We start from the raw sequence: 14,250 nt of genomic DNA on the forward strand, positions 1-14,250 counted from the left end.
GAGGAGACCACCATGAAACAGATTACAGGCGTCTATACCGCACCTCGCCCGCATTGGGTTGGCGATGGATTTCCGGTTCGTTCGCTATTCTCTTATCAGTCCCATGCAGAGCAGTTAAGTCCGTTCCTGCTGCTGGACTATGCCGGGCCGCATACCTTTGCCCCTGGCGCCGAAAACGAAAAACGTGGAGTGGGAGAACACCCGCATCGCGGCTTTGAAACCGTCACGATTGTTTACAGCGGCGAAGTTGAGCACCGCGATTCAACAGGCCGCGGCGGCGTCATCGGCCCTGGCGATGTGCAGTGGATGACCGCAGGCGCAGGCATTTTGCATGAAGAGTTTCATTCTTCAGCCTTTACCCAACAGGGAGGCGAGCTGGAAATGGTGCAACTGTGGGTGAACCTGCCCGCGAAAGACAAAATGGCGGTGCCGGGTTATCAAAGCATCAGCAGCGATCTCATCCCTGCCGTAACGCTGCCTGACGAAGCCGGAACCGCGCGCATTATTGCGGGCCGCTATCAGGATGTGAAAGGCCCGGCGCATACCTTCTCGCCGTTGAATGTCTGGGATATGCGCCTGCAACGCGATCGTCATCTTACGCTGCCCGTCGCTGAAGGGTGGAGCACCGCGCTGGTCGTCCTGAAAGGAAGTATTACGGTGAATGGCACAACACCGGTAAATGAAGCGCAACTGGTGGTGTTAAGCCAGGAAGGTGAAAACCTGTATCTCGAAGCCAGTAGCGATGCCAGCGTTCTGCTGTTGTCGGGCGAGCCGCTGAATGAACCCATTGTCGGTTACGGCCCATTTGTCATGAACACAAAACAAGAAATCGCAGAAGCCGTACGCGATTTCAACTCCGGCCGTTTTGGCCAAATCTGAAAACATTGAGGAGTACACAATATGTCCAGTCCTGCTAATTTTAATGGTTTGCGCCCGGTAATTGACGTTAACGATTCCGTTATGCTGTTAATCGACCACCAGAGCGGGCTTTTCCAGACCGTTGGCGATATGCCGATGCCTGAATTGCGCGCCCGTGCGGCCGCGCTGGCCAAAATGGCAACCTTGTCGAAGATGCCGGTCATTACGACGGCATCTGTACCGCAGGGACCGAACGGCCCGCTGATCCCGGAGATCCACGCCAATGCACCGCACGCGCAGTATATTGCCCGTAAAGGCGAGATCAACGCCTGGGATAACGCTGATTTCGTCCAGGCGGTAAAAGCGACCGGCCGTAAGACGCTGATTATCGCCGGTACGATTACCAGCGTTTGCATGGCATTCCCGGCGATTAGCGCAGTCGCGGAAGGTTATAAAGTGTTTGCTGTTATTGATGCTTCCGGCACCTACAGCAAAATGGCCCAGGAAATCACGCTGGCACGCGTTGTTCAGGCTGGCGTCGTACCGATGGATACCGCCGCAGTGGCTTCCGAGTTGCAGGGCACCTGGAACCGTGAAGACGCAGCAGAGTGGGCTGAGGTTTACACTAAAGTGTTCCCGGCGTATCAGTTGTTGATCGAGAGTTACAGCAAAGCGCAGGAAGTGGTGAAAAACGGTGAGATACTGGATTCACAGCGCTAATCGTATTCCCTGCTCCCCCAGGGCAGGGAATATGTTCATTGCGTAACCAAACGATAATTAAAGCGTAAATTCTGCTTGACCGTTTTGGCGCAACTCCCTATAGTAGCGCCCCGTTGCCCCCCAAGCGGTCAGGCAGCAATACAATATGGTGAGGTGTCCGAGTGGCTGAAGGAGCACGCCTGGAAAGTGTGTATACGGCAACGTATCGGGGGTTCGAATCCCCCCCTCACCGCCATATTCAGAAAAAGAGCTCGTACGAAAGTACGGGCTTTTTTTTCACCTGTTGCACATCGCCGGATGGCGGCGCACACGCCTTATCCGGCCTACGTTGCCTGATAAACGAAGTGACTCCTCACCGCCATATTCAGAAAAGAGCACGTACGAAAGTACGGGCTTTTTTTCACCTGTTGCACATCGCCGGATGGCGGCGCACACGCCTTATCAGGCCTACGAGTGGCGCTCTGTAGGCCTGATAAGCGAAGCGCCATCAGGCTTCTCAGAACCAGGGAATGGTCGCCGTAGAACTTAATCCATAGCTTGTGAATGTCCCGCTAACAGGTTCAGAACGCAGTTCGCCGTGACGAATAAACACCCGAAATTGTTGCTGATTCGACAAGCTTTTAACGTTCAGGTAAGGCAAATCGCTATGCTGTTCGGTTGACTCCACCAGGCGCTGCTGCGCCTGCTCTTCCGTCAACCATCCCTTCCTGACGGAACGCCGCAATAACCGTTGCGGACTGCTTTTCACCTGCACCCGACTCACCGTGCGCCAGCCTTTTACAGCCGGAACAGGCGTTATCGCCATACACTGGCAATAATCATTCAGCCCCTTACGCCATGAACCGGCCTCAAGTTCCTGTAACGCCGATAACGAACCATGAAGACGCAAGCACGATCCTGGCGTCACGCCAAACTGGGGGAAGCTAACGCCAATATCCCCCTTTCCCCTTGCGCCTAACGCACGATGCAGTTTGGCAAATAACGCCGCCATCAGCATTTCAGTATTAAATTCGGGGTCTGGCAGGACACGGAGATCAAAATAGTGATCCATCATCGCTCCTTATTCGCTTTTCTCACCAAATACGCCGCCGCGAACCAGTACCGCCATCACATAATGCTGCTGAGCGGCATCCGGTTTCATACCCTTAGTGACCCAGTTATCCAGTAAGGTATAAAAATCCATTTTATCCTTCGGCTGGCGACACGCTACGCCACGACTGGTTACTGAGCCATAGGGTTCTACCGCAATCGCGCCCAATTCTTCTACTTTTGGGTGCCACGTATCGACGGTACGCAAAGCGTTGCCGATTTTCTGCGAGTGAATGCCCGCAACACCACTGACCTGGTATAACACCCTGCTTTTACTGCTGTTACTGTCCAGCACCAGTTCCTGCGAAGGAAAAACCTCCTGCCCGGCGCCCAGACGCACCTGCGCTTCGACAGTCAGCATGACCCATTCCTGACCGCTTAATCCTTTTTCGATTATCGCCGCCAGTTGGCTCAGCGAAGCATCTTCCTGCTTAAACTCACGCAGGGAATAGTTGTGACTGTTAAAAATCCATTCCTGCCCACTGGCCGCGACATTCACCTGGATCTGCTCAGCACCAATGCGGTTGCGCCACAGGAAACGTCCGTTCGCCAGATTCGTGGCGTACCTGCGTGCCAGTTCACCAAATCCATACTCATTGATATAGCCATCAATAACCTGCTGAAGCGCATCCTGGTATGCCATATCATTACATACCGATGGCGTAGATAAATTACCCAATACGCGCAGCGTAAACACCACTTTCAAGGTGTCGGCATCTGCCGGTAAGGCCGCAATATCCACACGTTGCAGGTTTGCTTTTTGAATTTCCGCATCCAGCTTCGCCGGATCGCTGGAAATCGCATTTTTCAGCCGATTGGAAATCGTTCCTCGAACCGCCTTTTCCTGAATTTCAATCGGTTGCCAATGATCGCTTTGCCAGTTACCCGCATACATCATCGCATCGGACGTAGCGAGTTTGCGCTCAAATGCCAGTACAGAAGCGGTTTTTACAGATACAGGAGCCTTTGCCATAGTCATGTCCTTATTCTAAATCGTCGTCTTCGTTAAACGTAAAGTCGTCTGCGACAGGCATTGCAGAGCAATAGTAGCCAGTGTCGGTTGTGCGGTAGCGCCAGAGAAGCGGCTGAATATCCGTAACACGATGCAACCCACGCCATTCTCCTACGCCATACACCGCCTCGGTAAACGCAAACGGCGTCGAATTATCGCGCGCACTGGCAACCTCTCCGGGGGAATAAAGCGGAGAAATACGCTGATAGCCGCACATCAGCGGCACCAGATAACCAGGCATCGGCTTAGGCTGATATTCCCATTGAGCGTTGTCCCCCTCTTCCGGTGGTATAGCGCGGTACTGGATTGCGGCAAAATCTAACCAGGTATCCAGTAATGTGCTTTCCGGCTGTTGTTGTCGACGCTGGTGATAATGCGTTGTCAGCCATTCGCTGCGGTCGCAAAGAGCAAAACCCGGCATCAGCCGCCAGAGGATCTGACGGAGCTGTTTTTCATCATCCGGCGCAGGAAATACCTGCGGATCGCGCAGACTGACAATACTTCCGCCCGCCAGCTTTTGACTCTGACACAGCATTTTCAACCGCGAACAAAACGCCTCTTTGCCGTATTCGCCATTCACGATTTCACCCTTGCACTCAATCACCAGGGAGACGGTAAGGTGCATTCTTCCTTCTTCATTGAACGAGGCCGTTTTCCCTTCTTTAGTCAAAGGGTTACGCGTAAGCGCAAACTGATAGTCACGCCCTGAGGAATATGCCTGAACATGAGAATGATGGCTGATCACCGCGCAGCCATCAAAATGCACGCCATGCGTGGCGCGCACTTTACGGGAAAGCGCATGCACGTACCCCAGGAAATGGCTTATCGCCGGAAAACCCCAGGTTAACCCGGCAACGGCATTCGCATTCTCAATACGGATATGGGGCAATAAAATCAGATAACGCATTTCAGCGCCTCCCGCAAAATCGCTTCCATTTCCCGCATCCGCTGGCGAAACAGCGATTGCGTCCGCCATTCCCGGCGCTCAACAAGCCCCACATCCAGACACGCCTTATTCAGCCGATAGTTCAGCCAGCGTGCGAAATCATCCGCAACGCTTATTTGCCAGTCATCTTTGTCACGTTCAAGACGGAAAGTTTCATCCGTCTGGCCGCGCCAGGGATCGAGCCAAAGCTGCTGATGGAGGGGGAGATCGGTATTATTTCGCGTCCAGCCTTGCCAGGACGCCTGCTGGAAAGTGGCGGCATGCATGAAAAGAAGGTCGATAAGCTCATCAACATACGCTGCTCGCGCATTGCGAATAGCGTGATTATTCTTCTCAGTATTTTCTTTCAGCAGAAACACCATACGGGAAACAATACCTGACGCGGCCCGATTAAACGCGCCGCGCAACGCAAAGAGATTGCGCATATTTTGCGGTGCTTTATCCAGATTCAGCCATTGAGGCGGCTGCGACGGCAGCAGCCAGATACGCCCACCGCGCGCGCTGTTCAACGCAGAAATATTCTGTGGCTTGGTACCGCCAAAATGCATTTCAGCCATGTCTGGATAACGAACATCGGGCTGCGGATGCCATTTACCCGCTTTGTGCGCATCGCGTGCCGCTTTCGCCTCTTCTCCAAAGCGAGATGCGACGAGTTTTTCATGCAACACCTGCGCCAGCGAGGTAGCAAACAACGGACACAACAGATGGTAATCATTGCCTACGGGGAAATAGACCTGCTTAGCGAGTTTATGCGATGCCAGCTGAGTGGGCGTTAACGCACGATTAAACCCTTCCACCCACTGCGTCAGTTGAGCGTCATTCTCAGCAAAGGCGTGAAGCGGTTGATGCTCACCCCGTTTCAGGCAGGCCAGCAGCGAGTCACCCTCGACGTCGGTTTGCAGCAATTTCGCGACGTCAAGCGCGGCGGCGTTTCCAACGGCATCCGTCGGGAGGCTCTTAAGCGACGCAGTGCTTAAATACCCCTCTTCACCCACGGTATCGCGATATATGCTGCTGCTTTTTGAATCCCCGTGGGTAAATTTAGCCGCATGCGTCACCAGGCTAATTTGCCCTGCTCGCCTTGCCGCATCCGTCAACCAATTTTGCGGTTGATAGCGTGCCTCAAGCGCCTGACGTTCCAGGGCGATGGTACTGGCATCTTCACCCTGCGCCAGTCGCTTTGCAGCCTCTTTTTCAAAGGCTTCCAGCTTTGGCTGCCTTCGCGAGGCAATGTAATCGGTAATAAAATGGGTCAGTGCTTCGGTTGTCATAACTGCTCCCGACGTTCTTAATTAATATCCCTGTAAACACCCAACCACGGGTGGTAACGCCAGTCGCTCGTCACATCCTCTTCATTTACAGGTACGCTGATCTCACCGAAAATTTCACCTACGCGGTTAATCTCAGTCTGTTGGGCATCGGCCAACGCCAGCAACACCTGGCGGTAGTCCGTACATCCCCAACGGTCTGTTCCCTCTGCATACTCAACGTCCTGAAGAACAAATTTATCGGAAGCCTTGATGTTGCCGTTTTCAGTATGAAATGCGAAATAAGGCTCGCTCTCTTCCTCTTCCATATGCAGAAAAAATCTGGCTTCCGGCTGCGACTGACGAAACGGTGTCTTACGCTGTAGCCAGGCATTCCAGGTGAGCGGTTTACGCCACCAGTTTGCGGCAATAATCTGCCGGCTCTTACTGCTGAGTAATTCTTCCCTGAGCCGCATGTGCTCCAGTTCCGCCAGTTTATTTTCACCATTTGCAGGCAAAATACGTGGCAATGCAGTGATCGTCTGATAATCCTGCGGTGGTAATAGTTCACGCAGATCGTGACTGGCTAATGGATGATCCTTATTTTCAAATCCCGGCTTACAAAACGCGGGAGAGCGCTTTCTCAGCGCTTTAATATTACTGCTGAGAATCACCAGGTTTTCGTTCTCTGGAACGACGCGTCGATGGCGCTGTATACGTCCGGCGAACTGAATAATGGATCGCATAGAGCTGGGTTCGATGATGCCCCAACTGCTGTCCCAGTCCCTGCCAACCTCCATGACGGAAGTCCCTAACACGACAAAAAGGTGATGCTTCTCCGGGCGGAGATTGAGAGCTTTTGCAATATCTGGATGTTGCCAGAGCGTATCGGGCTGATGGCGAGTAAATGCGCTATCCAGACATTTTTCGATGGCTGAACGCACCGCCAGCGGGTGTCGGGCATGGTAGACACAATAATGGATACAGACATCCTGCGGCGAAGGGATCGCCATTAACGCTTTTGCGACAGCGACCAGCGGATCGATATTCGCGAACCGGACTAAACCCAATGACACGGTCTTACCACCGGGATGCGTCTCTTTATGTGCGTGATGTAAAACCTGCATTTCCGTATGCACGGCGCGGGCCACGCAGGTAATGACATCGCTCACCTCTGGCGACGCCGGAGATACGGGCGAAATACGCCCAAAGTGCAGACGAGGTTTTGCCGCCAGCATTGCCGCCCGCTGCTCAACAAATGTTTTATGCGCAATGCTAAAGCTGCGTCCATCCGCGATGTGCTCCACCTTCGCGCCTTTTTCATCGAACCATACGCAGCAAATATTCATCGGTTTCTCTGACGCGCCGCAGGACGCCTGCCATACTTTGCGCCCGGCAAGCCAGGCGGCAAACATTGCCTGGATAAGATCCGGCGGCAGCGTTGCCGACGAGAGCAGCACGCGGGTTCCCAGCATCCCGGCCCAGTTCATCAGACGGCAAACGGCATGCAGATCGGCAATATCAAAATCATCAGGTTCATCCAGCACCAGATCGCTGGTCAGCAAGCGCAACATCGCCGGTAGCTGCTTCCCGCCACGCACGCCTTCCGTCGCCGAAATCAAATGATCGAGGGTTGTCACTAAAACAGGCGCACTGACTAACGCCGACAATTTCCTGTCGCCGCTCAACCATTTTTCCAGCGCCCCCGTTTGCACACTGCCTTCATAATGAACATATTGCTGTTCTTCAGACAAGGCCTTTGCCGAGGCGCTATCCCTGTCTGGTTCCGGTTCTTTTTCCTTCTGCCACAACTGTTTCACCGCACCCGAGCCAATCAGTACCGCCAGATCGTCGTCGTCCAGCTTCAGTCGATTACGCAACGCATCGCCGGTTTGCAGCGTCAGCGTGCGTAACCCCATTGCCACGGTGAAGCGACAGCCTTCCTGCTCATCAGCCAGCGCATACATTATTCGTGCATTGGCAAACGTCTTCCCGCAGCCCGTCGAAGCCATATTGACGCCGAAAAAACCCTCTTCCCGACTCCGCTCACGCAGCGCGGCAGCTACATCCCAGGCTTTATTTTGCCAGTGATAAAGCGGATTACCTGAACGCTCACGAAAACCTTTATGCCTTGCAATCGCCGGAAGCGACGAACGCACACGCGCCAGTTGTCTCCCCAGAAGCAATGCGTGATGCGCGACACCGGTCAGATGCTCATCAACCCGTTGTTTTAGCGTGCCATTTTTCCGATCGCTGTTTGCCCATACACAATAATCAGGATCTTGCCACGTTGGGTGAGGATGGCTGGAAGAGTAGAAGTGATCGGCCAGCATCAGACAAAAACGCGCCATATGCAGCGTGAACAGTTGATCCATCTGTCCCCACTGTTTTAATGCCGCGGCATTCTTAGCGCGCCGGGAGATCTGACGTGCTTTCTCCCGCCAGACGCGACTTTGTACAGGCGTACCTGATGGAAAAACCCAGACATTACGAAAATCGACGTCTCGCCACCCTTCTTTTATATGATTCACGGCGTTCCAGTCTGCATTAAGCTGATTTTCAAGCCAGCTCTGACATCCCTCCAGCACGTTGTCGCCGCGCAGGTTTTCAGGAAGACGGTGATGAGACAAAATCAGCCAGGCGACGACGCTGGCAAGCGGTGGAAGCGTACGAAAAGGGCTATCAGAATAGCAGGGGTTATCCTTGCGCAATCGGGCCAGAAGTTCAGCGTCGTCATCCGCAGACAACTCACCGAGTTTTGCCAGCCACTGTTCATCATGTTGCTCACCGACAAACGCCTGAAACAGGCGTACCGAAACCCATTCATGGCGATAAGGTTGATAACTTTTAGCTGTTTTTTTTGTCAGGCTTTCCTGAAAACAGAACCCTGCCTTACCAAAATCATGAAACAAGCCCGCAATCGCTGCTAACAGCGCAATGCTTTCCGCACATCGCCACCGATGTTCATCGGTGTTCGTGATAAGCGTTTGTGTGGTTCGGTTGGTAGGAACACGCCCTTGCGCATTAAAACGACGTATATTGCCGACAATCCATAGCAATTCCATTTGCCCGTTTTTCTTCAACCAGTGGCAGGCAACCGCAGTATTACGCCTTGCGGTTTTCCGTAATAAACGGCGCAGCGTGTTAACGCCTTCTAAGGTGATGATGGTTTGCCAGGCCGCGTCTCCCGTTCGCTCAGCAAACTGATCGAGTATACGGCAACTCTCCTCGCGAGCGCGTTTGGTGCAGCGAGAGATAATCAGCACATTCATTCGCTATCCTCAGCCAACTGTCGCGCCGTGTCCTGAAGCGTGGTGATCATTAAATCTAAAGCATCAGACTGCTGAAATCTATTAATACAGCGCTGGCGGAACGCCTGTGCATCCTCCCCCTCCATTGCCGCGATAAACGCTTGCGGCATGACAAGCGCGTCTTTGATAAGATCGGCCAAATCAAAGACCAGGCCGCCGCGACGCGTTTTACCGTGCATAACCGCCAGGCCGTGTGGGAGCCCTGTAACCCATGCCGCAACAGCCGCTAATCCGTATGCCAGATAATTACCCTGATCCAGAAACCGATTCGCCATATCCAGACCACCGCCCCGTTTTGCTCGGGTAAAATCGCCATATCCAACGGTCTGGCTCACCAGTTTATACAGCGATTTTGTTAATTGCGCCTCTTTGAGCATTAAATGAGTATGATCCTCTGCTTGCGCCATAGACGCATCCGCGCGCGTGATAATATCATTTAATCGTTCCCGGTCTGGCTGAAATATTTTCTGCGATGATGGGGCTAACCAATATTTTTCTATTTGCTGCAATCTTATTTTCTGAAACATCTTTGCCGCAATCAGTCTTTTTTCTTCTTTAAACCAGAAAGAGACCCAATGCTGTAAATATTCAGTCGGTCGATATTCACTTTGCGGTGACAGCCATGACACATCAATATCAACTTCATTTGCGGAATAAAGCGGCGTACCATCAGTGCCACAGAAGCCAACCATCACGCCAGCCCTTGCGAACTCCCGCATCGCCGCCTGTGACACTGACGTGCCCATACCCAGCATCACCGCCGTAGTATTCGCGACAGGAATATTCCAGTAATATGATTCATTACCTGCACTCGTAATGTATTCAACTCGCCCACCATTTACCTGCACACGGCATTTTTCAAGATAATATATATTGGCGCGTTTAGAGTGCAGAATGGTTTTTAAATCCGAAGGCATAATTGAATTTGCAGACATATCTATTTAAACCCCGTCATTTTATGTGTTATCGATAGTACTGATGAGGGTCTGGCAGATGAAATGATAAAAATCAACAAAAGAGCTTTCAAAATAAATAATTACATTTGTGGTGTGGTAGCTGCCTGTACGGCAGTGAACATAAAGCGCTGGACAATACGGGGGCGCAAATCTTTCTAAGCTGCCTGTACGGCAGTGAACGTGCCTGACCGTTACATATTCGAAAAATGGTGTTTCTAAGCTGCCTGTACGGCAGTGAACTACTGGTCTGATGGCCGTACGCTTGACGTTGAGTTTCTAAGCTGCCTGTACGGCAGTGAACAGGTTCTTCCCGATCGTAACGGTGACGTCTTCTTTCTAAGCTGCCTGTACGGCAGTGAACAAGCGGGCCGTTGGCCGGATGGTTAGCGCCGATTTCTAAGCTGCCTGTACGGCAGTGAACTAGCCAAGAAAGAGATGTCGGTAGCACTGTGTTTTCTAAGCTGCCTGTACGGCAGTGAACCCTTAAAGGAGCGGAAAAGAGCCCACCCTTTTTTTCTAAGCTGCCTGTACGGCAGTGAACGCCTCCACTTTGGTTTCTTCGTTGCCGGCTTTTTTCTAAGCTGCCTGTACGGCAGTGAACATGCTGTACGCCGGATTGCACATAATCGGCAATTTCTAAGCTGCCTGTACGGCAGTGAACTGAAGCTGTTCGTCGCTATCATGGTGTTAATAAAGAAAAATATCAACGAAATGATTAAATACCCTTTTATCGCCACCTAATATAAACACATAAAAATCATAGCGTTAAAAAAACACTCAAAAAAAGGGTTTTCAGGTATCCGGGGTATGGCGGCAAAAAAAATCCGTAACCTCAAAAGAGATTACGGATTTTAGCGAGTTTATCTGAACGCGACTGGCGTTCAGATTTTACCGGTTACGAGATTAATGCGCGGCTTCCGGTTTGTGCTTTTGCGCACTCTGGAAGCCATACGTCAGCTCATTTTTCTCTTTATCCAGAGCAACGGTCACCTGGCCGCCGCCAACCAGCGAACCGAACAGCAGCTCGTTTGCCAACGGTTTTTTCAGGTTGTCCTGGACGACGCGCGTCATTGGACGTGCGCCCATCGCGCGGTCATAGCCTTTCTCAGCCAGCCAGTCACGCGCTTCCTGACTCACTTCCAGGGAAACGCCTTTCTGATCCAGTTGAACCTGCAACTCGACAATAAACTTATCGACAACCTGATGGATCACTTCAGTAGACAGGTGATCGAACCAGATAATGTTGTCGAGACGGTTACGGAACTCCGGCGTAAACACTTTCTTGATTTCACCCATCGCGTCCGTACTGTTGTCCTGATGGATGAGGCCAATCGATTTACGCTCAGTTTCACGCACACCGGCGTTGGTGGTCATCACCAGCACCACGTTGCGGAAATCCGCTTTACGCCCGTTGTTGTCCGTCAGCGTGCCGTTGTCCATCACCTGCAACAGCAGGTTAAAGACATCTGGATGCGCCTTCTCAATTTCATCCAGCAGCAGAACTGCATGCGGATGTTTGATAACCGCATCGGTCAGCAGACCGCCCTGGTCGAAACCGACATATCCCGGAGGCGCGCCGATCAGGCGGCTTACGGTGTGGCGTTCCATATACTCGGACATATCAAACCGCAGCAGCTCAATACCCAGTGCTTTGGAGAGCTGTACCGTTACCTCGGTTTTCCCTACCCCGGTAGGCCCCGCGAACAGGAACGAACCGACAGGTTTATGTTCATGACCGAGACCCGCACGGCTCATTTTGATCGCTTCGGTCAGCGCTTCAATTGCCTTATCCTGCCCGAAGACCAGCATTTTCAGGCGGTCGCCGAGGTTTTTCAGCGTATCGCGATCGCTCTGCGAGACGCTCTTCTCAGGAATACGCGCGATGCGCGCCACCACGGACTCAATATCCGCCACGTTGACGGTTTTCTTGCGCTTGCTGACCGGCATCAGACGAGCACGCGCACCGGCTTCGTCGATGACGTCAATCGCCTTATCCGGCAGATGACGGTCGTTGATGTATTTCACCGCCAGCTCTACCGCCGCACGCACCGCTTTCGCCGTGTAGCGAACATCGTGGTGCGCTTCGTACTTCGGTTTCAGGCCGTTGATGATCTGCACAGTCTCATCCACGGACGGCTCAGTGATATCAATTTTCTGGAAGCGACGCGCTAACGCGCGGTCTTTCTCGAAAATATTGCTGAATTCCTGATACGTCGTGGAACCAATCACGCGGATCTTACCGCTGGAGAGCAGCGGTTTAATCAGGTTTGCGGCATCCACCTGGCCGCCCGACGCCGCACCCGCACCGATAATGGTGTGGATCTCATCAATAAACAGGATGCTGTTGGTGTCCTGTTCCAGCTGTTTGAGCAGCGCTTTAAAACGTTTTTCGAAATCGCCGCGATACTTGGTGCCCGCCAGCAGCGAGCCGATATCCAGCGAGTAGAGGGTGCAATCCGCCATCACTTCCGGCACATCGCCCTGGACAATACGCCAGGCCAGACCTTCGGCAATCGCCGTCTTACCGACGCCGGACTCACCCACCAGCAGCGGGTTATTTTTCCGGCGGCGACACAGCACCTGAATGGCACGCTCCAGCTCTTTTTCACGACCAATCAGCGGATCGATTCCGCCCACGCGAGCAAGCTGGTTAAGGTTAGTCGTGAAGTTCTCCATACGTTCCTCCCCGCCAACTTGTTCTTCGCTATTTGGCTGATTGCCGGGGTCAGAAGACTGACTCGGCTCGTCCTTTCGCGTCCCATGAGAAATAAAGTTCACCACGTCGAGGCGGCTGACTTCATGCTTACGCAGCAGATAGGCCGCCTGGGATTCCTGTTCGCTGAAGATAGCCACCAGCACATTCGCGCCAGTTACCTCACTGCGCCCGGAGGACTGAACGTGAAAGACCGCACGTTGCAGCACGCGCTGAAAACTCAACGTCGGCTGTGTGTCGCGCTCTTCTTCGCTGGCAGGCAGTACGGGTGTGGTTTGTTCAATGAAGGCTTCAAGTTCCTGACGGAGCGCCACCAAATCCACGGAGCACGCTTCCAGCGCTTCGCGGGCCGATGGGTTACTGAGCAACGCCAGTAACAAGTGCTCGACGGTCATAAACTCATGTCGGTGCTCGCGCGCTCTGGCGAAAGCCATGTTTAAACTGAGTTCCAGTTCTTGATTGAGCATAGGCACCTCCCCCAATTTTTACGCCTGCATTCAGGCTTTTTCCAGCGTACACAGCAACGGATGCTCGTTCTCCCTCGCATACTTGTTCACCATCGCCACTTTGGTCTCCGCGACCTCGGCGGTAAATACGCCGCAGATAGCTTTACCTTGATAGTGAACCGCAAGCATCAGTTGCGTTGCACGTTCTACATCATAAGAAAAGAATTTTTGTAACACGTCAATAACAAACTCCATTGGAGTGTAATCATCATTGACTAATATCACTTTATACATAGATGGCGGTTTTAGCGCGTCGCGCACCTTATCTTCCGCCAGCTGGTCAAAATCCAGCCAATCGTTCGTCTTACCCATTGTCAGTCGTCATCTTCGGTTACGGTTACCGGCAGAACGTACTGCCGCTGACAAGAGCCTATGCACACAATCAATCTACCCCAATTAATAGATAACTATCATCTATCTCTGTCATCCGCGACATCTGTCACATTACCGGCAATAGCGTTAACTGCTTCAAATTTTTGATTCATTTTTACCCCATCCACCCCGCCTGGCGCTTGACGCCCCGCCTGATTTCTCTAAATTGTAGTTTCGAGAGTTGGCGAGGTTTTGAACAGCCCCCACTCCGCCACCGGTTCATTCCATCTTACTTATATAAGATTTACGAAGGATGTCGAAGCATGGAAACGGGTACTGTAAAGTGGTTCAACAATGCCAAAGGGTTTGGTTTCATCTGCCCTGAAGGCGGCGGCGAAGATATTTTCGCCCATTACTCCACCATTCAAATGGATGGTTACAGAACGCTTAAAGCCGGGCAGTCTGTCCGGTTTGATGTCCACCAGGGGCCAAAAGGCAATCATGCCAGTGTCATCGTGCCCATCGAAGCAGAAGCCGTTGCATAGCTCTTCTGTCTCATTGTGTACATCCCGCAGTCAAA

The 14,250-nt window shown here is 52.4% G+C and carries 12 protein-coding genes, 1 tRNA gene and 1 CRISPR repeat array; of the genes, 4 read left to right on the forward strand and 9 right to left on the reverse strand.

The genetic code is table 11. The annotated features are described in order from the left end of the window. Positions 1–12: 12 nt before the first annotated feature. The 3 genes from OGV67_RS11120 to OGV67_RS11130 all read left to right on the forward strand — a co-directional run bounded on the left by OGV67_RS11120 (position 13) and on the right by OGV67_RS11130 (position 1,813). On the forward strand, positions 13–879 hold the full coding sequence (locus tag OGV67_RS11120) for a pirin family protein (protein WP_058668951.1): 867 nt from the start codon (positions 13–15) through the stop codon (positions 877–879). Between the two features lie 21 nt (positions 880–900). Further along, positions 901–1,578 carry an isochorismatase family protein gene (locus OGV67_RS11125; protein ID WP_012133047.1) on the forward strand — a complete coding sequence of 226 codons (678 nt, stop codon included), beginning with the start codon at positions 901–903 and terminating at the stop codon, positions 1,576–1,578. 147 nt (positions 1,579–1,725) lie between these two features. Further along, positions 1,726–1,813: transfer RNA gene (locus OGV67_RS11130), tRNA-Ser, on the forward strand. Between the two features lie 261 nt (positions 1,814–2,074). Here the strand turns inward: OGV67_RS11130 and cas6f are convergent. The 9 genes from cas6f to OGV67_RS11175 all read right to left on the reverse strand — a co-directional run bounded on the left by cas6f (position 2,075) and on the right by OGV67_RS11175 (position 13,843). Beyond that, the gene (cas6f, locus tag OGV67_RS11135) at positions 2,075–2,629 is read right to left on the reverse strand and encodes a type I-F CRISPR-associated endoribonuclease Cas6/Csy4 (RefSeq protein ID WP_115614899.1); all 555 of its coding nucleotides are present in this window, start codon (positions 2,627–2,629) and stop codon (positions 2,075–2,077) included. A gap of 9 nt (positions 2,630–2,638) precedes the next feature. Next, the gene (gene csy3 / locus OGV67_RS11140; RefSeq protein ID WP_049011448.1) at positions 2,639–3,640 is read right to left on the reverse strand and encodes a type I-F CRISPR-associated protein Csy3; all 1,002 of its coding nucleotides are present in this window, start codon (positions 3,638–3,640) and stop codon (positions 2,639–2,641) included. A gap of 10 nt (positions 3,641–3,650) precedes the next feature. After that, positions 3,651–4,586, reverse strand: a complete 936-nt coding sequence (csy2, locus tag OGV67_RS11145) for a type I-F CRISPR-associated protein Csy2 (RefSeq protein WP_286465534.1) — start codon at positions 4,584–4,586, stop codon at positions 3,651–3,653. Next, positions 4,574–5,896: a type I-F CRISPR-associated protein Csy1 gene (gene csy1, locus OGV67_RS11150; protein WP_115614901.1), complete on the reverse strand. Its 1,323-nt coding sequence runs from the start codon at positions 5,894–5,896 to the stop codon at positions 4,574–4,576. The genes csy2 and csy1 overlap by 13 nt, the downstream gene beginning before the upstream one ends. Positions 5,897–5,913: 17 nt before the next feature. After that, the gene (gene cas3f, locus OGV67_RS11155) at positions 5,914–9,144 is read right to left on the reverse strand and encodes a type I-F CRISPR-associated helicase Cas3f (protein ID WP_115614902.1); all 3,231 of its coding nucleotides are present in this window, start codon (positions 9,142–9,144) and stop codon (positions 5,914–5,916) included. Beyond that, a complete protein-coding gene (gene cas1f, locus OGV67_RS11160; protein ID WP_114848458.1) occupies positions 9,141–10,118 on the reverse strand; it encodes a type I-F CRISPR-associated endonuclease Cas1f in 978 nt (325 codons plus the stop codon). The genes cas3f and cas1f overlap by 4 nt, the downstream gene beginning before the upstream one ends. 113 nt (positions 10,119–10,231) lie before the next feature. Then, positions 10,232–10,800: a CRISPR direct-repeat array (repeat unit 28 nt; unit sequence TTTCTAAGCTGCCTGTACGGCAGTGAAC). A 242-nt stretch (positions 10,801–11,042) separates the two neighbouring features. Further along, positions 11,043–13,319 carry an ATP-dependent Clp protease ATP-binding subunit ClpA gene (gene clpA / locus OGV67_RS11165; RefSeq protein WP_012133049.1) on the reverse strand — a complete coding sequence of 759 codons (2,277 nt, stop codon included), beginning with the start codon at positions 13,317–13,319 and terminating at the stop codon, positions 11,043–11,045. Between the two features lie 30 nt (positions 13,320–13,349). Next, a complete protein-coding gene (gene clpS / locus OGV67_RS11170) occupies positions 13,350–13,670 on the reverse strand; it encodes an ATP-dependent Clp protease adapter ClpS (protein WP_012133050.1) in 321 nt (106 codons plus the stop codon). Between the two features lie 98 nt (positions 13,671–13,768). Then, positions 13,769–13,843, reverse strand: coding sequence for a hypothetical protein (locus OGV67_RS11175; protein WP_213164981.1), 75 nt, complete (start codon positions 13,841–13,843; stop codon positions 13,769–13,771). A 150-nt stretch (positions 13,844–13,993) separates the two neighbouring features. Here OGV67_RS11175 and cspD point away from each other — a divergent pair, with 150 nt between their 5' ends. Then, positions 13,994–14,215, forward strand: a complete 222-nt coding sequence (gene cspD, locus OGV67_RS11180; protein WP_000447499.1) for a cold shock-like protein CspD — start codon at positions 13,994–13,996, stop codon at positions 14,213–14,215. Positions 14,216–14,250: the final 35 nt, after the last annotated feature.

The sequence above is a fragment of the Citrobacter sp. CK188 genome, from assembly GCF_030333525.1.
GTDB classification, from domain to species: Bacteria; Pseudomonadota; Gammaproteobacteria; order Enterobacterales; family Enterobacteriaceae; genus Citrobacter_B; species Citrobacter_B koseri.